16 protein-coding genes and 1 pseudogene are annotated in these 19135 nt (G+C 54.8%); 3 read left to right on the top strand and 14 right to left on the bottom strand.

The window, feature by feature from the left end; translation table 11 throughout:
- The 7 genes and pseudogenes from JNB88_RS14580 to gmd form a co-directional block, all read right to left on the bottom strand.
- Positions 1 to 127, bottom strand: a pseudogene (locus tag JNB88_RS14580) (IS5/IS1182 family transposase); the annotation flags it as partial.
- 6 nt (positions 128 to 133) lie between these two features.
- Positions 134 to 1102, bottom strand: a complete 969-nt coding sequence (locus JNB88_RS14575) for a class I SAM-dependent methyltransferase (RefSeq protein ID WP_220356073.1) — start codon at positions 1100 to 1102, stop codon at positions 134 to 136.
- Between the two features lie 124 nt (positions 1103 to 1226).
- Complete coding sequence (locus JNB88_RS14570; protein WP_220356072.1) at positions 1227 to 2354, bottom strand: glycosyltransferase family 4 protein; 1128 nt, start codon at positions 2352 to 2354, stop codon at positions 1227 to 1229.
- 29 nt (positions 2355 to 2383) lie between these two features.
- Positions 2384 to 5176: a glycosyltransferase family 4 protein gene (locus JNB88_RS14565; protein WP_220356071.1), complete on the bottom strand. Its 2793-nt coding sequence runs from the start codon at positions 5174 to 5176 to the stop codon at positions 2384 to 2386.
- Positions 5177 to 5301: 125 nt separating this feature from the next.
- Positions 5302 to 6471, bottom strand: a complete 1170-nt coding sequence (locus JNB88_RS14560) for an FkbM family methyltransferase (protein WP_220356070.1) — start codon at positions 6469 to 6471, stop codon at positions 5302 to 5304.
- A gap of 208 nt (positions 6472 to 6679) precedes the next feature.
- Positions 6680 to 7648 carry an NAD-dependent epimerase/dehydratase family protein gene (locus JNB88_RS14555; protein ID WP_220356069.1) on the bottom strand — a complete coding sequence of 323 codons (969 nt, stop codon included), beginning with the start codon at positions 7646 to 7648 and terminating at the stop codon, positions 6680 to 6682.
- Between the two features lie 27 nt (positions 7649 to 7675).
- On the bottom strand, positions 7676 to 8647 hold the full coding sequence (gene gmd / locus JNB88_RS14550) for a GDP-mannose 4,6-dehydratase (protein WP_220356068.1): 972 nt from the start codon (positions 8645 to 8647) through the stop codon (positions 7676 to 7678).
- A 451-nt stretch (positions 8648 to 9098) separates the two neighbouring features.
- Here gmd and JNB88_RS14545 point away from each other — a divergent pair, with 451 nt between their 5' ends.
- Entirely contained in the window at positions 9099 to 10064 is a 966-nt protein-coding gene (locus JNB88_RS14545; protein WP_220356067.1) for a class I SAM-dependent methyltransferase, read from the top strand.
- A 128-nt stretch (positions 10065 to 10192) separates the two neighbouring features.
- On the opposite strand, the gene JNB88_RS33620 is transcribed toward JNB88_RS14545, so the two are convergent.
- Together JNB88_RS33620 and JNB88_RS33615 are read right to left on the bottom strand one after the other, a co-directional pair.
- A complete protein-coding gene (locus tag JNB88_RS33620) occupies positions 10193 to 10480 on the bottom strand; it encodes a hypothetical protein (protein WP_223217202.1) in 288 nt (95 codons plus the stop codon).
- A 214-nt stretch (positions 10481 to 10694) separates the two neighbouring features.
- Positions 10695 to 11129: a hypothetical protein gene (locus JNB88_RS33615; protein WP_223217201.1), complete on the bottom strand. Its 435-nt coding sequence runs from the start codon at positions 11127 to 11129 to the stop codon at positions 10695 to 10697.
- A 103-nt stretch (positions 11130 to 11232) separates the two neighbouring features.
- Here JNB88_RS33615 and JNB88_RS33610 point away from each other — a divergent pair, with 103 nt between their 5' ends.
- Positions 11233 to 11445, top strand: coding sequence for a hypothetical protein (locus JNB88_RS33610; protein ID WP_223217200.1), 213 nt, complete (start codon positions 11233 to 11235; stop codon positions 11443 to 11445).
- Positions 11446 to 11885: 440 nt separating this feature from the next.
- On the opposite strand, the gene JNB88_RS14535 is transcribed toward JNB88_RS33610, so the two are convergent.
- Positions 11886 to 12149 (bottom strand): helix-turn-helix domain-containing protein, encoded by a 264-nt coding sequence (locus JNB88_RS14535; protein ID WP_220356066.1) that lies wholly within the window; start codon positions 12147 to 12149, stop codon positions 11886 to 11888.
- 105 nt (positions 12150 to 12254) lie between these two features.
- On the opposite strand from JNB88_RS14535, the gene JNB88_RS14530 reads away from it, so the two are divergent.
- Positions 12255 to 13163, top strand: coding sequence for a LysR family transcriptional regulator (locus JNB88_RS14530; RefSeq protein ID WP_220356065.1), 909 nt, complete (start codon positions 12255 to 12257; stop codon positions 13161 to 13163).
- Between the two features lie 431 nt (positions 13164 to 13594).
- On the opposite strand, the gene JNB88_RS34610 is transcribed toward JNB88_RS14530, so the two are convergent.
- Genes JNB88_RS34610 through JNB88_RS14510 form a run of 4 tightly spaced genes read right to left on the bottom strand, consistent with a single transcriptional unit; the run spans position 13595 to position 18967 of the window.
- Positions 13595 to 13981: an autotransporter outer membrane beta-barrel domain-containing protein gene (locus JNB88_RS34610; protein WP_220356094.1), complete on the bottom strand. Its 387-nt coding sequence runs from the start codon at positions 13979 to 13981 to the stop codon at positions 13595 to 13597.
- Positions 13903 to 15063 (bottom strand): DMT family transporter, encoded by a 1161-nt coding sequence (locus JNB88_RS14520; protein WP_220356064.1) that lies wholly within the window; start codon positions 15061 to 15063, stop codon positions 13903 to 13905. The genes JNB88_RS34610 and JNB88_RS14520 overlap by 79 nt, the downstream gene beginning before the upstream one ends.
- Positions 15064 to 15076: 13 nt before the next feature.
- A complete protein-coding gene (locus tag JNB88_RS14515; protein ID WP_220356063.1) occupies positions 15077 to 16315 on the bottom strand; it encodes a type III PLP-dependent enzyme domain-containing protein in 1239 nt (412 codons plus the stop codon).
- 54 nt (positions 16316 to 16369) lie between these two features.
- Positions 16370 to 18967, bottom strand: a complete 2598-nt coding sequence (locus tag JNB88_RS14510) for a bifunctional diguanylate cyclase/phosphodiesterase (RefSeq protein WP_220356062.1) — start codon at positions 18965 to 18967, stop codon at positions 16370 to 16372.
- Between the last annotated feature and the right edge of the window lie 168 nt (positions 18968 to 19135).

Here is a 19135-nt window from a genome sequence, read left to right as displayed (position 1 = left end):
GGCGGTATCCGCGAGTTCCTCGTCGACACACAATGCGATCCCGACATGATCGACCGCGTCATGGCCGATGAGATGAAACGGGGCCAATAGCTCTCGACACTCGAAAATGCCTTCGCCGGACGCTCACGTTTAATCAAATGCGGGGATTGCGCCAAGCTTGCACGCCGTCGACAGAGATTTGAGGCACTCCGTTCAATATAGTGATTACGGCAGCTCTGTCCATTTCCAGCTGCCATCCCGCATTGCGCAGTGTCTCCATCAGCCTGCCTTCGATTTCGCGCGAGTGGGTACCGATCAAAACGTAACGCACTAGAGAATTGAGATCGGTCAGGGTAGATTGTATAAAATCCGCTTCGCCACCCTGAATGTCGATGTGAAGCAGGTCAACCGGTCGGCCGTCGGCAACACTGGAAAGCGCGAATGCGGGCAAGTCGACATAGTCGCCTGTTGCTGCTGCCTCTGCGCGTTGTGCCTCTGTCGCGTTCAAGATTGGCTCTGACCCCCAGGTCGCGCCCGCGCGTTCGACCGCGGGAAACAGGGCTCGCCCATCGGCCGGTGCGGCGACACCATGAATTATGCGATAGTCCTCACCGGAAAAGCCATTGTCGGCCATGGCACGGTGAGCAAACTCAACGTGGCCAGCGTCGCCTTCGACTCCAATAAGCTCTACATCACGACCAGAATTGCGAGCAGCAACACCAGTATTGTTAAGCCAGCATCCCCAGCCGCAGCCAAGCTCAATTACCCTGAATTTCCCTCGCGATAAATCAACAGCACGCAAAGCTGCAGCCCATTCTGCAATGTCAGCGTGAAAATTGGCAGGAATGGGAATTTCTTCAATCTGTCCCGCTCTCCCGTCGAGAATCCCCGGGAAAAAATCTGGAGAGATCTTAACTCCAAGAAAATTCGTCAAGTGTTCCGGCGACGGCACAAGTGACTTTGCTGAATGGCGTTGCATCACTTCAATTGCGTCGAATGAACTTGCGTAGTTGAAAAATGGGCTTCCCTTCTCGCCAGTAACGTTGAGTCTGCTCAATAGAAAATTTCTTTGCTCCCACAGCCGCCTTATCGGTGGAATATGGAGTGCAAGCCTTCTTAGCATGGGTGTTCCTCTTTCACTTAGCTGCTATCTGCGTTCCGATTTCGGTGAGTCTGGCAACGATGTACGTCACTTGGCATCATATTGCTTCAGCAATGAAGGAGCGTGGTAGTGCGGATGGATGGCCTTACTCCGACCTACGCTGACGGCGCTTATAAATCGCTTTCTCAAAGAGAACTTCAAGTTCCTGAGCACTTTTTGTCCAGTTAAAGCGGGCCGCATTTGGTCTCGCTTGCTCAACAAGTCGAGAGTGGAGGTCATCATTGCTTGCTAGGTCTTCCAAACCATCGCGGATGGATTGCACGCTGTTCGGATCGACTAGAATGCCCGCTTTTCCTGCAACCTCGGGCATTGAAGAGGAACTCGATGTCAGTACGGGAACGCCCATCGCATTGGCCTCAATGATAGGAAAACCAAAACCTTCGTAGAGAGAGGGCATGGCGAGGAACCGTGCATGACTATATAATAGCGATAGGTCACAGTCGCTGACATACCCGGTGAGGCGCACAAATGGCTCGATCTGCAAATCCTCTATACATCCTCTCAGGTCGCGTAACCGCCAACCCTGCCCCCCGGCCAGCACAAGAAGATACTGCTGGCGGGTCGATTCCGGGAGTGAGGCGTAAGCTTGCAACAGCCGAAGTAGGTTTTTACGGGGCTCAAGAGTTCCTACAAAGAGAATGTAGGGACCAGCGATGCCCAATCGTGAAAGGTCCCCCTCTGTAGTTGTCCCTTTGATAGTCGTCAGGCCCGGATGAATGACACTAAGTTTCTTGCCGATACCAGGGAATTCGGTGGTCAGTGCTATCGCTGTTGCGTGAGAGTCGGCGACTATCTGATCCGCGACCTCTATACCTGGTTTCATTAGCCAGCGATCCGCCATCCAAGTTTGCCATCGCATAGTCGATGCCATGTCTCGCCACACCATATCGTGTATCGTTATTACACGAGCAATTTGAGGATCCATAAACCTTGGCAGCCGGTGTGCTGGACCCCAAAAGACATGCAGTCCGTCCTTCGCTGCAAGTCGCGGCAACTCAGTCTGCGCCCATATCATACGCCTGATGGCGCCCTGCGCATGGGCAACATGTACCTTTGCGGCGGGCAATTCCGTTGGGTCTGCGTTTGGCCTTTGCGGGAGGTAGAAGTACAACTCATGCCCCATTTGGGCGAGGTGACGGCTCATCTCCAGAACATACCGCCCGATTCCAGTCATGCTGGTAGTAAGATTGCGCGCGTCTATACCGATTCTCATGGTTATCCAGCGTCCCTCTGCGGGTTGGTTCAGAGCGGAACTCGCAACTCCCCGCTTAGCCAACCCACTGATTTCTGAAAGAGGCCTAGGTCCGCATACTTGCCACTACTCCTTTTGACATCTGCCGGAATAGAGATGGACAGATATATGCTCTTGCCTGGCGGAAGCACAAAAGGCATCGGGAAGAGCGGGTTTTCCGATGAGATGGTTTGACCGTTGCCTGTGACAACTCGGTAACCTGCCATGATCGAAAAGGCGCCATTACGCTCGCCCCCGCTCGACCACAGCCTGTTCGAGAGATTGGTAACCCTGAGGACATACTTCAAAATGCGGCCACCGTCCGTGGCGATCGGTCCCTCGATAAGATCGATCTTGTGTCTGGCCTCGTCTGGAGATAGCGCCGTCGTCATTTTTGTCTTGCCGATATCAGTTATTGAGGCATAAGCTCGCGCAGATTTCGGGCGATATGTTTGATACCAGTTTTCCGACAACACCAATTTCTGAAGCTCTTCGGCGCTCTCCTTCCAACTCATCCAACTACCTTCTAGACTGTTTTTTCGCTTCACACCTTCAGTGAGGAAAGAACGGATCGCGTCGGCAAGGGATTCCGCCGAACCGACGGCGAAAAAGTCGCAGTTCTGTCCACGTTCGGCGACCTCGCGAAAAACTGGAATATCACTTGCAATTACGGGCTTTCCAAAATGCCGAGCCTCGACGATGGGAAGGCCAAAACCTTCTGCATAGGAGGCTGCTACCAATGCGTCGCTTCGCGCATAATTTTCCTGAAGCTCCCCGTCGGAAATGCCGTTGAACCAAAGCAGACGGCTTCCGTATTCGCTGTGATTTTGTATGCGCTCAACAAGATTGTCTACGCCCCATCCGGGTCTTCCGACGATAGTCAATCTGATGTCTAGACCGGCATCCCACAAACGGTCAAATGCATCCAGAGCGACCTGATATCCCTTCCGGGGCTCCAACGTGCCAACCATGAGAAAGGTCGGAGCAGGGTTTGTGGCGCGAGGAACCGCTGTTTTGCCAGTTGGTAGCGGTCCAAAATCCGCACCAAGATGCCAATATCCAACTTTTAACTCTCTTGGAAATTCAATTGCGTGTAAGATTGCAATCAATTCATCTGCGACTGCTTTTGAGATACAAACAAATCCTGTCGAATATTGTAGTGCCTTCTGGAACCACGACGAAAAGAATGGAGGCATTCCCGCGTGGCACATTGCGGGATACATTAGAGGGACAGTGTCGTAGAGGCACGAAATAATGGCTGCTCCCCGCAACCGAGCGGTCCTTAACGCTTTATATTCTGATTGATATATATCCCACGAACTATCGAGCAACAAAATGCGATCGTTCGAAGTAAACTCCAATGATATATTTGATAAAGCCTCCGATGTTCTTTTCTCCAGCGAACGATCAACGGGAAACCAACCGATATTCGCGTCGCACGAGGCAATCAAGCATTCGGCACTGTCTTCAGTAGAATTACTCTTACTCCCGATGTTCGCACAGATGTTTTTAACAACCCGCTGGATTCCAGTTTTGTGATCGACATTGTATGTGGCTGTGGCGTCGACAATTAGCCGTCGTTCCGTGTTCGTACTTTGTTCGGCTCTCGCTAGAGCGTCTGCCACAAGATGTTTTGGAAGCGACAGTTTCTCCACGTTCTCCAACACTGCTTTTGTGGTGTCGGCGGCATTTTTAGGGCTATTGTTCAAAGAAGTGCTGCTCACCGTTTTTCTGAGAGCATCGACGGCAACCGCTGCCGACTTTGACCAACTAAACTCGGCGGCTTTAATTCGTTGGCGCGTAGTTGCGTCTTTCGCCGCATCTGACTTTCCAAGGGCGTGCTTCATCGCTCTTGTGATGTCTGCTGTGTCCGTAGGGTCGAAAAGAAAGGCCTTGTCCTCAACGATCTCCGGCAATGCACCAGCATTAGAGGCGATAACTGGCACACCACATGTCATGGCTTCAAGGGCTGTCAGACCGAATCCCTCTGATAGGGAGGGTTGTATTACCAAATCCGCGCCTTTATAAAGAGAGACTAGGTCACTATCCGACACGTGGCCAACGGTGACTAAATCTTCACCAGGTAAGCCCAACTGCTTCCATTTCGCTTTGAGCTCCCTTTGGGCTGAATTTGGGCTATGGCCCGCCAAAACAAAACAGAACTGCTCGCGGATTTCGTTGGGGAGTTGCGCGAATGCGGCGATTGCGGCGGCAACATTCTTTCGCCAGTCCAATCCCCCTACATAGAGAATCGACCTTTTGCTGGCGACTTTGATTTCCTCTCGGTTGTGGTTGAGTGCCTCGGTAAAACTTTGGGACACGCCAGCCAGGATGTTTACCGATCGGGGATTGCCGGTCAAGTCTACGCACTCAGATCGAGAGAATTCAGAAATGCACAAATTCAGATCGAACTTCGAATAATTGAGTAGTCTGCGATTGTAAAACTTGCGAGCCCTGGCTGAGCGCAGGTACTGTTTGGGGTAACGGTATGGGATTGCGTCATAGAAAATAGACGCCACTGGAATGCCAGAGATATCGTTGGGCGCGAGCGGGACGGCCTTGTTTGTGTCGCCTTCAAAGGGACTAGCGGAGAGTGCAATGTCGGGCCGTAGGCACGCGACGTGGTAGGCCAAGGCAATTTCGCTGAGGCGTCGGCTATCCGTATAGCCGTGAATTGCCTCTCCACCTTCCGCAAGCCCGTTCCACATATGTATATTGGTCGGCTTTACCCATCTGGTTATGTAGTCTCGCGCTGCCAGAGCGTCATCCGGCATAGCTGCGTTAAAGGAAACTATGACTTCCACGTCTGCGAAAGTTTCCACAATCCCAATGAGTAGTTCCTGGACGTAACGTCCAATCCCTCGAAACTTACTTGGGGTTTGGAAACATTGACCGTCTACCCATAGTCGCATGTGTTCTTTTCTTTCGCTTATGAATTCTGCTGATCAAGCAGTTTGGCCCAACGCGCGGTCGCACCTTTGGGTGCATTGATTTGCCACCCCTTGTCATTTTCCTGCTCCAGGCTGGAGTTACCTCCATACCCGCGTGTTGCGGCGAAAATCTCTAATCTTACCCTCACTCCTGGCAAATAGCTCAAGATGAGGAGCGCGAGATTCTTTAGCCTTTGGCTTTTCGAAAGCGACTCAATTAGCCGACCAGTCAGGCTTAAGACGATTTTTCGTGGGAAAGCACGAGTCCGAACGGCCCGTAATTTGAGTTCCCGAAGCGGCCGAGTTACGCGCCACGACCAGCTTTTTTCTATATGGCGCAGTTGCAGATTTAGCTGATGCAACTGAGTTAGAATTGCTTCTTCACTCGCTTCTAGACGCTTTCGTGCTGCCTCCTCGTGCTTCCTTGCTGCCTCCTCTTCGCTAATGCGACCTGCGTAGAGCGACCGCACGAGCGCTGTATACGGGGTTTGTTCCGCGAGAACGAAAGCATCAAAGATATTGGGACCAGCACCAAAAGAAGGAACGAGTTCTGGGTGCTTGTCGCTAACGTAAAATCGGCTGAGGCCATCAAAATAGACAAATCGATAGCCTTTTCCCACCAAAGTGGGCTCCCATGTCTCGAATGTCATTTCCTGTGAGTTAGGCGCGGTACTCTCCACAACGACCACCCAAGGTCTTGCCTCTGACGGCGCCCAGCTACCAATTACCGATGCCTCCATACCCTCGACATCGATCTTGAGCCAATGAATTTCCCGTGGGCCAGCCTGATTTAGCAACGCCGAAAGGGGCATCAGTGGGACTCCGGTCTCCACCACGCGATGCCCAACTGCCTGATGTTTCATCGCTATAGCGTGGTCGCTTGTACTGAGCCCAGTTTCGGGTATCTCAAAGAAACGGATTTCGCCGTCACCTTCACCAATTGCCGCCTGGACCACGATCTCGTCAGGTCGATTCTCGCGGACCTTACTAGCGTAGTAAGTCGTAGCTTCAGCGTGAATCCCACGCCACCCGTTCTCATAAAATGCCCGGCTCACCGACTCCACAACGGGATCCTGGGCGCCAACATCGACATAAAACCCGTTTTCAATATGCCGAAGGGCGCGCCAAAGAATGACGTCCTCAAAATTTTGCGCGTAGGAGGTAAGCATTGTTAGTAGTGCCTTGAAATGTTGAGCGCCGCGTGCGGTATGGGAACGAGATCTTATTCAATGGCGCGCCTGTTCGAAAAAACATTTCTGCTCCGTGTCGGATCCCATGCATAAGCTCTCATCCGAGAGCATCTTATTTGACCATGCAGTTTCCAGCCGTGTCTCCAAATAATACTTAATAGGCGTCGTTTCCACCAATGCGCCAGGGTCATCGATGCTTTATCCGGGCTTTCCAATCCTTGAGTACATCTTCTAATGTCTGGGGCAAATCAATTGCTGGCCTCCAACCAAAGGTCTTAAAAGCTGCTGCACTGTCACCTGAGGCCACCTTGACCTCGGGTCCACGTAGGCGCTGGGGATCGATTTCCACATCAACGCTAAGCCCGGAGAGATCAATAAGGGTGTCGAGTATTGACCGAATTTGCGTCGGTCGACCTGACGAGAGGTTATATGATTTGCCGAACGCCTCCGGTAGGACCTCCATGAGTGCGGAATCCGCGTATGCGCGTACCACGTCCCGCACATCGAGGAAATCGCGGTACCCGGAGAGATTTCCTACCTCCATACGAGGTGGTTTCGCTCCCTCGGAGATCTCGGCGAGCTGTCTGGCAAACGCCGCGACCACATAGGTATCTGTTTGACCGGGGCCTGTGTGATTGAAGGGACGAAAGCAAATTGCCTTCAATCCTTCGTGCGCGAGTTGCCCTACCAAAATTTCGGCTGCGGCTTTCGTTGCGCCATATACTGTCATTGGCTTAAGCGGCCGATCTTCGCTCACCGGAGTACCAGCCGCGTCGTTAAATGAAGCGCCATATGCTTCGGAACTGCCCACGAAAATGAAGCGTGATTCCGGAGAATGTTCAAGCGTTGCGTAGGCGAGGTTCATCGTTCCGCGAAAATTTACGTCCCACGCTCGCTCGGGCGTCCTGCGGGCCTCTGCAGGGGCGGCGATCGCAGCGAGATGAATGATTGCGGACGGGCCGCAATCTCGAATCAAGTCAGAAACTTGTTGTCGATCGGTAATATCGGTCGTCCGATCAGATGCACTCCCATGGCCAATTGTGATGACAGAAACGTTGCATTGACCGTCTCTATCCCGTCGGTCCAACTCGCGCTGGAGCCATGTTCCAACGAAACCATTGGCTCCAGTAACTAAGATACGTGTTTCCCGTGGCATAGGTACTCGCAACTTGAGTGTAGCTGTTCAGCTCAACCGCTTTATATCGGCATCGACCATCTCGACAATCATCTCTTCAAGGCTGATTTTGGGCTCCCAGCCGAACTTGTCCCGCGCTTTCTGCGGGTTACCAAGCAGGACATCCACTTCTGCCGGACGGAAGAGATCGGGATCGATCACTAGGTGATCGTCTATATTCAACCCTGCATGTTGGAATGCAATTGCGCACATGTCGCGCACAGTGGTGGTGCGGCCCGTTGCAATCACATAGTCATCCGCGACGTCTTGCTGGAGCATCAACCACATCGCACGCACATAGTCCTTCGAATGGCCCCAGTCGCGTTTTGCATCGATGTTGCCAAGCCGGAGTTCCTTCGCCAAGCCGAGTCTAATACGTGCGACGGCGTCGGTAACCTTTCGGGTCACAAACTCAATGCCACGAAGAGGGGACTCGTGATTGAAAAGGATGCCGCTTGATGCATGCAGACCGTAGCTTTCGCGGTAGTTGACTGTGAGCCAGTGACCATAGAGCTTAGCGACAGCATAAGGTGAGCGCGGATAGAACGGCGTGGTTTCTGACTGCATCGGCTCTTGGATGAGGCCGTACATTTCTGACGACGACGCTTGGTAGAAACGCGCATCCGGCTTCTCGAGGCGTACAGCCTCCAAGACGTTGGTCACGCCGAGGGCGGTAACTTGGCCGGTTAGAAAAGGTTGCTGCCAAGAAGATTTTACGAACGACTGCGCCGCGAGGTTGTAGATTTCATCGGGCCTTACGTCGCGCATAGTCCGGATCAGGCCCGATAGGTCCAAGAGATTTCCGTCAACGATCCGAACGTCCCGTTCGATGCCCAACCATTGAAGGCGGCTGAGATTGACATCTGAGGTACTCGATCGGCGCGCGAGGCCATGTACTTCGTACCCATTCTTTAGCAACAACTCTGCGAGATAGGCGCCATCCTGACCAGTTATCCCCGTAATTAACGCTTTCTTCGCCACTTCAGTCTCCGTTCCTTCGGTCTCTGCAGCCCATAGTTGATCTCGACGAGCGCAATGCCATCAAGCCGCGCTTGGTCGAATGGTAATTTTCCTGCGCCATTTAGCTTGTCTCACATCTAATGACAACGACTGGAAGCTAATTCAGTAGGTTTGGTCGGTCTCAACAGTGGAAAAGTCTCGGCCAAGGCAATCGCGCTAGTAGTACGCCCTGGCCGCATAGACGCAATAGCTGAACCTATTGCAGGATCGCCGTACCCTAGATGCCTACCCTTGGCAGCGGATAAACGCCCTAGGAACCTCAATATATAGGTTGCGCAGTGGGAAGCGTTTGTGAATGGTGCCATCTCTGGCGAGCCTCAAGTTTTCACATTGCGCTCGATGTTCGAATATTGGCAATTCTTTTTGTTGTTCAAAATGACGTAGTAGTCTCGGTAGTGGATGGAACGCGCAAATGGGAATTGGACGTATTTCTGTTGATGATCTCTCAGATTTTGTAACCGAGTGCGATGCTTTGGGTGGCATCGCTGACCCAAGGGTAGCGAAGTATGTCGCCGACTTCACGTTAAGCTACCGGAGCGCTATAAACGAGACACTCGACCCGTTCGGTGACGAGTACTTTAGACAGCAAATGGCCCTGTATCGCGAGATAGCCGGCCGAGACATCGATCAATCAACCGGCGAATTGATGCCATTAGACGTTCCCACTCACGCAGCGTCGGCGAACCCCTATAATACAGCCGATCTCTCATTCATGACTAAGCATGTCCGGTCAGTGGCCACTGCGATGCTGATTGCAAAACTTCCACCGAACGCGGATGTGTTGGATATTGGAAGCGGATGGGGATTGAGTTCTGAAGTGATCGCTTTCTGTGGAGCGACGGTGACGAGCGTTGACATCAACCCATTGTTTGTCGACTTGGCATCACAGCGTGCTAAGCGGCTCAACCTTCCAATCGACGCACGGCAGGGAAACTTTGACCATTTCGAAATTGACAAAAAGTTTGACGTGGCGTTTTTTTACGAGTGCCTGCACCATGCGTTGCGCCCTTGGGTTGTGGTTGAGAATGCGGGGAGGCATCTGAAAGAAGGCGGCAAAATAGTATTCTCCGGTGAACCCGTTTACCCCTACTGGAAGAATTGGGGGCTGCGACTTGATGCTGTCTCCATTTATTGCATTCGAAAGTTCGGTTGGTTTGAGAGCGGTTGGTCTGCCGAGTTTATTATTGCTGCCTTCAGCAGGGCGGGATTTAAGCTTGAGCTCGTGCCACATGTAGGACTGGAGAATGGCCCTGTTGGGATCGCCCATCGAACCAATGAAAGGGCCGTATTCGATCTCGGGGTTGCCGCCCCGTCAAGCTCGTTGAGGGTTGCCACGCGTCACCGCCTTCTGCAATGGATTAGGGGCGGTAGGAAGTAATAACAGTACACTATACCGGCTACAGAGAGCCTGTCTCACGCTTCAGGATGACAAGGTTGTTCACAAATCGAGGCGACACCCGGAAATGACGGTTCGCCTCGTGTCAAGCGAAGCGAGGAATTGCCCCCTCATATTGCCTCATGGGCTGGTGTTACCGACTGCGGCGAGCGTACCTGCATCACCCGCCGCCGCGGTGGCGGTGATGCAGGTACGCTCCTGAACCAGCCACCATCGACGATGAACAAGCCAGCCATTTCCATTCGCCAGGTCTTTACCAGCAGCTGCACCATTCGGAGATTCTTTGTTTCGAAGCGAGTCGGTTCGATATCGATCAAGCGTTGCAGCACACTAGCAGCCGAGAGAGCTGGCTCGTTCTTTAGCCATCCTTTGATCTGCGCCTCGAAAGGCTCGTACATACTTGGTCTTTTGGGCCGGGGTTTGGTTCGTCGATACGGTCGCCGATGCGTTGGTCTTGTCTCGCCATTTTTCCAGGCCACCTCTAGATTTGCGGCGAAGCGCCGGAAATCAACGACAACGGGCTCCTCAAGCGTCTGACTAATGCCGCGACGGTCAACTCGTTTTCTAAGCTCTTCTTGTGCAGCGCGCAGGCTTGCAAACTACAGAACGGGGTCAGCCGTCACTAGCAATGCACGTAAACGATCCTTGTCGGCCTCCGTCACAACAGGATGCGCGAGGACGCGCGCTACGGGCGGGTGATAGCGTTTGATTACGCGCCCCGATCCGCGTCTTCTCCCGCAGCTTAAATGACGGCTGAAACAGGTTGCCGTGAAGGCGGACTACCGCATAGAGTTGACGGAGCGCGATCGTTGCTTCGGTACCGACGAACCGACCATAGCCCACTAGACGACGCACGATGGCGCCGTTCTTTTGCTCAACATGCGCTTGGTCGTTCTTACGATAGGCGCGAGAGCGCGTTACTTCCAAATTCTCGCTACGACACCAGGAGACGACGAATTCGTTCATGAAGGCACTGTCGTTATCGAAGTCGACGCTCAGTAACGGGAAGGGAAACTGTGAACGGGCCTGCTTGATCGCCACGATCATTGCCGCTGTCACGTGTGCGGACCGGAACACATTCGGTCCAGCCCGTAGATATATCGGTCAGCACCATTGTCTGCGCAAAGCTTCCCGACGAAGACGTGCCGGAATGCGCTACAAAGTCGACTTCGACAAAGCCGGGCAGAGGATCGTTCCAATCGCCGAAGGTGCGCACCGGAACCGATCGGCGGACCGCCGAACTCATACCAGCACGACGACGCTGACCACCGCGCGCAACGACACGGACTTCCGCCAAAAGCCGATCCATCGTTGCGGGACTTACCGTCTTCAGTTTGTCGCGCAGCTCCGCGTCAAGCTCTAGTCGGCCATGGCGTTCAAGCGGAGGCAACAAGACGGGTATCAGCGGCTTCAGCCGCTTAGAACACAGGCGTTCTGATACTCCCATAATAAAACGAGCGCGTCTCGAACATCGCTGCCACAACGGAGGCTCGTATTCTTGTGCCCTCGTGAAGGCTGCTTGCGCCGAGCTAGTACTCGGATCGCATGCTTGCGATGATGGCCAGTTACCGCAACAAATTCGTCGAGAATCCTCTGCTTATCCGCACGACTGCTAGATCGACATCGTTCGATGATTGCCTCAACAAGTTCCGTCCGTGTCGCCATGCTGATCCGCCGTGCCATCCGCCCCCCGAGCCGGGACAGCAAATCTGCAGTACCCCGTTGGGAGCATCAACCCTATCGGTAACATTTTGCTTGAGGCAATGCGCTAGATCACTCCACCGTGACCGACATTTAACGACGTCACTTGTTCGATTTTCGGCCGGGCTTAAGCGGCTCCGGCTTTGGATCCGCGGGATCTGGCACTGGGAACAATGCCGTGATGTCAACCTTTAAGGCGTCGGCAAGGCGATCAAGCAGATCAATCGAAGCATTGTGTCGACCTCTTTCAAGGTCGCTGACCACAGTGCGATCGACGCCCGCATCCACAGCTAGATTCTCCTGTGTCACACCCGCTGAGGAGCGCAGTTGTCGAAGATTCCAGGCTATGCGAGCGCGAGTGTCCATTTCTCATGGCCACCATCTTGCCTTGCATTAATCCATCGGATATAACCTACATAATACATTAATGTGCCGCTCTGCGGAACTCTCGGAAAAATGGACAGGCGAGGAATGGAACTACGCCAACTTTCCTATTTCAAGGCGGTGGCCGAGGAACTGCACTTCGGCAGGGCGGCAGCCAAGATGCGGATCGCCCAGCCGGCGCTCAGCAATCATGTGATGTCGCTGGAACGGGAGCTTGGCTGTGCGCTGTTCATCCGCTCCACCCGGCGGGTCGAACTGACCAGGGCAGGGGAAACCTTCTATGATCGCTGTGTCCGCATCCTCAGCGAGGTTGAGCTCGGCACCGAGCTGACGAGGGCCGCCGGCGGCAGCCGCATCCGCCAGATCAGGATCGGCACCGTCTATCCCGCCACCATCGGCATGCTGCCGACCTTCCTGTCGAAGATCGCCCGCAAGTTCCCCGATGTCCGCATCCATATCTCGTCGGGCAATACCGGCGACATCATCCGCAACCTGGAGAGTGGCCAGATCAATCTCGGCTTCATCCGCCCGGTCGAGAACATCGGCTCGCTGCGCTTCTTCTCGATTGCCCATGAGCGCTACTATCTGGCCGTCGCCCATTCCAATCCGCTGGCAAGGCGCGATGACATTTCGATTGATGATCTGAGGGATCAGAAGATCATTGCCTTCAACCGGCAGAACCTGTCGTTCACGGAACGCTACTTCAATGAGAAGTTCGAGGAGTACGACCTGACCAAGAACATCGCCTATTCCTGCGATGACACCTGGTCGCTGGTATCACTGGTCTCGGCCGGGCTTGGCATTGGTTTTGCGCCAGAATGGACACTTGAGCTTCCGAACCGTGCGTTTGAGCTGAAGAAGGTGAGGGGCATCGACTTCAGGATCGGGCTTGGCGTTGCCTGGAACAAGGAGGATCCAACTGCCTCACGCGACGACATCGTCGATATCGCGAGGTCATTGGCCAGGCCGGGCCATAGCAGGTGTCAAGTGGCCTAGATGGAGGCACGTCATCATTGCCTATGCGCTCGCCTTTCGCGACCGCAGATTCCGGCGCGCTAGCTGGCAGCGTCGGCTTGGCTTATGAAACGTTGGGAGGTTCGAAGGGAAGGGGTCCAGCCCACCGTTGGAACCTCCCGGCCCGCTTCATAGAGGCAGACACCGAAACCTTATAGCAATCTCTAATATTAGCTAGTGAAAAAATGCGGGCCGTAGTCTGGCCGCGACGAGACACCGCACCAAGCCTCTCCGTTGCGTCCTATGTGCATCCTATGGAACAAAAACAGGCGATTGCAATTGACGTTCCGGCTTTCATTGGGCTGCTTCGTGTCCTGTTCTTTACCGTTTCGATCTGGCCTACGCCATTCGATCGCGCTTGTGTAGCCCTCTGCCAAGTGGGGCTGTAAGTGGAGTTTTGCGCGAAGTTCGCGTCACCAACGAAACATTAGCTTTGCTGAAGCGCCGTACGCCAGGTCGTCGTTGGAAAACGCAGCGTTGGCCGACACGTTGACTGACAGGTTGGGTCGAACCGCGAAATCTGCGCCGGCATCCACAGGCAAGGCGTTTTGGCCCGGATTTGCGCCATCGACGGTGAAGCTCGACGTCGCCAGGTTCTGGAAGCTGGCGGTTACAGTGCGAGCGGTTTCCGCGTTCCATGCCCAAGCAACGCGCCCCGTCAGGCGAACATTTCCACTTTCCGTCGGGAGACTACGTTCGAATCGTGCTCCAAGCTCGGTCCTCAGCGCTGTCTCTGTGTGGGAGTCGTAGTCGGCGGAGAAGGTGCCAGATCCCGACGCCTTCTCAGAGTAGCTGGGCATAAAAAAGCTTGCACTTTGGAGTGCCGCATAGGGCGTGAGATTGCAACGGGTGTTTCACCGCAATAGCCGCCCTCCACCCTCCCAAAAGGAGTATGGGCATTGAAATCAGCCGTCAGGTTGTCACCATTGACGGTCCGAGAGGTATCGACGCTGTTGAAGGCATAGCCTGCGGATGCCGATACATAGGCGTTTTCAAGAGCCGGAATGGAGGGTGAATCCTGCCGAAATAACCCGGCGCTGGCGATAACCGCTCCGCCGACGACAAGTGCGCCAGACCAGAGAAGCGACGTATCGAAGGCCGCTGATGTAAAGAGGGCAACAAGGACGGCGCCGATAAAGGGCTCGACATACGAAAACGCCCCGAGCGCCTGAATGTCACCGCGTTTCAACCCGTGATCCCAGAAGTAGATGGCAAGGCCCATTGGAAGAATTCCGAGTGCGGCCATCGCGGACCATTCGGTTACGTTGGGCTGTGCCCATTCCTCAAGCCCCAAATGTGCAACAAAGGAAACAAGCGCCGATGCCGCATAGAACCAGCCGAGGGCAGAGGTTGGGACTTCCGCCTGCGTCCGGGTCACGACGGAGTAAAGGCCCCAAAGTGCAGCTGCAATCCCGATGAGCGAAAGGTAGAATACGGCTCCTTCATATGTCGTGGCTTGCCCTCCCGTATCCACCAGGATCAGGACACCCAGAAGACCGAGCGTCGTGCCGAGGATGTGCCACCATCTCAGTCGCTCACCGGGAAGCAGCGCCGAGCCGAGCACGATCATCAACGGGGTGGTTCCCTGGAGCAACGCCGCCGCAGCTGGCGGTGCCTTCTGCGTCGCGTAGTAGATGCAGGCGTGATATCCGACAAGCGAGACAACGGTCAAAGCCCAGACACGTAACGGTTGGCGGAACGCAGCAAGCGGATGACTCTTCGTGAAAAACCACACCGCCGGCGACAGGGCGGCGGCAAAGAAGAACGCGATTGCCACTGTTTGTAGCGGCGGGATACCTGTCGTGTACGTGACAAAGGTTGTTTCACTTGCCCAAAGGACAATCCCCGCTGCTCCTATTAGGGACGCCGCTAGTCTGTTCATCGCCACGGTTGCCTCAAGCTCCGATCTGGACGATTTGGTCCGCAAAGAAGCCATTGAAGTGCGTTCGCATCGACAGGCTGTAGGCGCCCATCATGCCGATCTCGATCCAGTCACCTTCGCGCACGTCGCCGGGGAGTTGAAAAGGCGCGCCAAGAACGTCGTTGGAATCGCATGTCGGTCCCCAGATCTTGAAGTCCATGCCGTTCGCAGGGGCCCTGTTACCATTGCGAATGAGGCGTACCGGTCGACGCTCTTTGGGATGTCCGAGTTCTTGCAGGGTTCCAAAGACGCCATCATTCAAAAAGAGATTTTGACCGCGTCTCATGACGACCTGGACCACCGTTGTGCCCGACGTTGCGACGAGTGCCCGACCTGGCTCGCAAAGGACGATGCAAGAACGCGGCAGACCAATGCTTCGTACGGCGCGCGCGATCTGGCCGAAGTAATGCTCGTGGCCCGCGACGTCGTCGCCCGGGTAGGGCGCCGGAAACCCGCCTCCGACGTTCAGAACGCGGAGTTCAACGTCGGCATTGGCAGCCACCTTACCGGCAAGTTCCACCGCATCGTGAAACGCGCGCGGACGCAGGCATTGCGAGCCAACATGAAACGAGATGCCAGCCTTTATGCCGCGTCCATTCAAGTGCTGAAGGAGACGCACGGCCTCGTCAGGCTGAGCGCCGAATTTCGTTGATAGAACGTATCGTGCTTCGTTGCCACGGGTGGCAAGACGGACAGCAATGATCAGATCGCTGGTATCACCGGTCTCCTCGACGATCTTGTCGATCTCCTCGACGCAGTCAGCCGTGTAGAAGCGGATGCCGTATTGCTGGCTCGCTGCCTGAATGGCGGGCCTCGTCTTCGCGGGGTTGTTAAAGAACTTCCCACCGGCTGCTCCGAAGAGACTGTCGATCAGTCTCACCTCGTCGAGGGAGGCAACGTCGAAGTCGGTGACCCCGGCGCCATAAAGGGTCTCGAGAACGACAGGGTGCGGGTTGCATTTAACTGCGTAGAGCGCTCTGCCGGGGAAAGAAAGAAAACCGGCCGCAGCGTCACGGATTTTCTGGGGCGCGATACAGAAGATCGGCTCGGAGGGCTTCAACTCCGCGACCACCGCGTCGATGCTCTCGAACTGTTTCAGGGGAGCTACCTGGCGACGGTTCTCGAGAGCCGGAAGCGCTTGCCTGAGGTGATCCTGGAGTTGCCTTGCTGAGTAATCCACAGCCTGTGCGGCCGACGAAGAATAAGCATTCATCGCAAAAAGACCTGTGATCTATCGTTTTTGAAGAATTTTTTTGACCAGTGCCAGCTAGGCAGCAACCTCGTCGATGGCCTTCTTGTAGTCCCAGTTCTCGATGAATTTCGAGAATTCGGATGCCGTCACCGGTTTGCTGAAGAAGTAGCCCTGAAGCTGGTCGCAGCCTTCCTGTTTCAGGAATGCAGCCTGTTCTGGCGTCTCGACACCTTCCGCCGTTGTAATCATGTTCAGGCTTTGGCCAAGACTGATCACCGACTTCACAATCGCGCCTGACTTGGCCGTGTCGTTCATCCCGCCAATGAAGGATTTGTCGATCTTGATTTTGTCGAAGGGGAACGAGTTCAGGTATCCAAGTGACGAGAATCCCGTCCCGAAGTCATCCATTGCGATCTTAACGCCAAGGGCCTTGAGTGCGTTCAGGATATCCAGTGCTGCCGCCGAGTCGTTAATGAGAACGTTTTCCGTTATTTCGAGCTCAAGCCGGGAAGGCTCCAGACCCGTTCGTACCAGCACCTGGCGTACCGTCTCCACCAGCTCCCTGTTTCGGAACTGCACCGGCGACAGATTGACGGCAACACGAAGGTTGTCCCATTCGAGCGCTTGGCGGCAAGCCGTCTCGAGCACCCACTCGCCGATTGAAATGATCAGACCTGTCTCTTCGGCAAGCGGAATGAAATCTGCGGGAGAAACCAGCCCTCGGGTCCGATGCCGCCATCTGACGAGCGCCTCGACCGCGACAACGCCCTGGCGGTCCAGATCGATCAGGGGCTGATAGTGGACCTCAAGCTCGTCCTTCAGGATTGCCTGTCTGAGGTCGTACTCCAGCGCCTTGCGCTCCTGCAATTCGGCGTCCATCTGCGCTTCAAAAATGCGGTAGGTTGCGCGCCCACCCTGCTTGGCGCGGTAGAGGGCGATATCGGCGCTCTTCAGCAACCGCTCCGGATCGGCATCATTTTCATCGGCAATCGCTATGCCAATGCTCACACCGACATGGAGATCCTGGCCCTCGATTTCGAAAGGAGCGCGGACCACTTCAATGAGTTTGCGGCTCAGCTCCTCGGCCTCGAGCGGCTGATTAATGCCGACCTGGATGATTGCAAATTCATCGCCGCCGAGCCTTGCCACGGTATCCGCCTTGTTGACGCATCCCATCAAGCGACTGGCGAGCTGCTGAAGAAGCACGTCGCCAGCACCGTGACCGAGCGTGTCATTCACCTCCTTGAAGTGATCGAGGTCGAGGCAGATGACCGAAATGCGCGCGGATTGCTGGGCATTGGAGGCGAGGGCAACATTGAGACGCTCACGGAACAGGACCCGGTTTGGCAGCCCCGTCAGGGCGTCGTGATGGGCGAGATGGCTGGCGCGTTCCTGGGCTTCGACTTCTTCGGTAATGTCGGTCGCAGTACCTCTGAAGCCGAGGAACTCGCCGGAACTCGACAGGATTGGCCGCCCCGCCAGCCGGCAGACGCGCGTATGACCGTTTGCGTCGCGATAACAGCAGCGAAGGTCCCTGAAGGGCGTGTAGCCATGCGTCCCTTCAATGAGACGGCGCCAGCCCTCGGCGTCGCTGTCGCTGGAGAAGAACTGCTCGAATGTCTTGCCAAGGACGCTTGCCGCAGAAAGGCCGGTCACCTGTGTGAAGCGCGCTGAGAAGAAGACCAGTCTCGACGCCTGGTCACTTTCCCAGATCCAGTCGGACGAGGCCTCTGCCACGTCCCTGAACCGGGCTTCGCTTTCCTTCAGTGTCTCGGCGTAGGCTTCAACTGTCTTGGCCGACTCTTCCAGTGCCTTCGTTGATCTTCTGGCATTCCTCACAACCATAACCGAAAATACGGCGAGAACGGCGAGCGCGATGCCAAGGGGTGGCAAGATAAACCGCAGAAGCTGATAGCCTGGCTTGGCCGGCGACCAGGTAATGGTCCCCAGGAACACGCGGTCCTGCGTCAGGAGGGGGATAGACGCCTCTGCTCCGGAAACGGGCTGAAGTGAGATGTGCAGATCAGAGAGCAGGTAGTCACGACCCATCTTGTCGAGGAACTTCTGGTCAAGCCGCTTCGCAAACACGAGCATTGTCAGGTCGCGCGATTTGACACTATCCCTGTCGATCGACGGCGGCAGGAGTGCACTGGCGGCGACCATGAAGACATTGTTTCCTGATTTGATCAGGCTCGTGACCGGATCGGTCTGAATGGAAGCCACGTGAAGAAGGTCACGAAGTCCCCGGGGCATCAGTGTGAGTGCGTCGACGTTTTGTGGAACGCCTTCGACGACTGCATAGACCGTCTTGCCAGCAGGATTGACGGCAAAGGCCATTTCGTAGCCGAGACCCTCGAATATGTTCGCGCCAATGTTTCCGTCGGTTCCCGCCCATTCCGCATCGACTTTTTCATGCAGATTCTTGTACGCGTCTTCCCAGACCGCATAGTCGCGCAGGTTACGGCCAACTTCGCGGGCCTTGACCTGGAGCGCGGTGGTTGCCAGCTTGGTCGACGCCTCAACTTCAAGACTATTTTGTTGGCGTGCGGACAGAATAACGAAGGCGAAAACGACTGTAATCGCGACGACAAGAATGCCCGCCATCGGAAAAACAATGCGACGGGTAAAGTCTTTCCCGGAGAAATATCCATATTCTGAACTAAAACCGCGCATCTCGCCCCTCGCTGGATTTGGCAAAAAGCTAAAGGTTGAGAAACGAAGGATCGGTTAATTAAAATTGCAACCGATGATTACGGTTAATTTCAACTCTCTGCCTGTTGCTAGAAGTTGTACTACGGCTCTTTGGTCGCGGAGAGCACTTCTGTTACATCGACGAGATTT

Origin of the sequence: Rhizobium cauense, assembly GCF_019511525.1 — a bacterium.
GTDB classification, from domain to species: domain Bacteria; phylum Pseudomonadota; class Alphaproteobacteria; order Rhizobiales; family Rhizobiaceae; genus Rhizobium; species Rhizobium cauense.
The sequence above is the reverse complement of the archived record's forward strand: the minus strand, read 5'-3'. Positions and strand labels throughout refer to the sequence as shown.

Bases quoted from the DNA above. Each gene is read 5' to 3' on its own strand.
- JNB88_RS33610 (WP_223217200.1), top strand. From the start codon at position 11,233: ATGCGCTACAAAGTCGACTTCGACAAAGCCGGGCAGAGGATCGTTCCA.
- JNB88_RS14520 (WP_220356064.1), bottom strand. From the start codon at position 15,063: ATGAACAGACTAGCGGCGTCCCTAATAGGAGCAGCGGGGATTGTCCTT.
- JNB88_RS34610 (WP_220356094.1), bottom strand. From the start codon at position 13,981: ATGCCCAGCTACTCTGAGAAGGCGTCGGGATCTGGCACCTTCTCCGCC.
- JNB88_RS14560 (WP_220356070.1), bottom strand. From the start codon at position 6,471: ATGCTTACCTCCTACGCGCAAAATTTTGAGGACGTCATTCTTTGGCGC.
- JNB88_RS14530 (WP_220356065.1), top strand. From the start codon at position 12,255: ATGGAACTACGCCAACTTTCCTATTTCAAGGCGGTGGCCGAGGAACTG.
- JNB88_RS14515 (WP_220356063.1), bottom strand. From the start codon at position 16,315: ATGAATGCTTATTCTTCGTCGGCCGCACAGGCTGTGGATTACTCAGCA.
- JNB88_RS33620 (WP_223217202.1), bottom strand. From the start codon at position 10,480: ATGTACGAGCCTTTCGAGGCGCAGATCAAAGGATGGCTAAAGAACGAG.
- JNB88_RS14510 (WP_220356062.1), bottom strand. From the start codon at position 18,967: ATGCGCGGTTTTAGTTCAGAATATGGATATTTCTCCGGGAAAGACTTT.
- JNB88_RS14570 (WP_220356072.1), bottom strand. From the start codon at position 2,354: ATGAGAATCGGTATAGACGCGCGCAATCTTACTACCAGCATGACTGGA.
- JNB88_RS33615 (WP_223217201.1), bottom strand. From the start codon at position 11,129: ATGATCGTGGCGATCAAGCAGGCCCGTTCACAGTTTCCCTTCCCGTTA.
- JNB88_RS14545 (WP_220356067.1), top strand. From the start codon at position 9,099: ATGGGAATTGGACGTATTTCTGTTGATGATCTCTCAGATTTTGTAACC.
- JNB88_RS14535 (WP_220356066.1), bottom strand. From the start codon at position 12,149: ATGGACACTCGCGCTCGCATAGCCTGGAATCTTCGACAACTGCGCTCC.
- JNB88_RS14555 (WP_220356069.1), bottom strand. From the start codon at position 7,648: ATGCCACGGGAAACACGTATCTTAGTTACTGGAGCCAATGGTTTCGTT.
- JNB88_RS14575 (WP_220356073.1), bottom strand. From the start codon at position 1,102: ATGCTAAGAAGGCTTGCACTCCATATTCCACCGATAAGGCGGCTGTGG.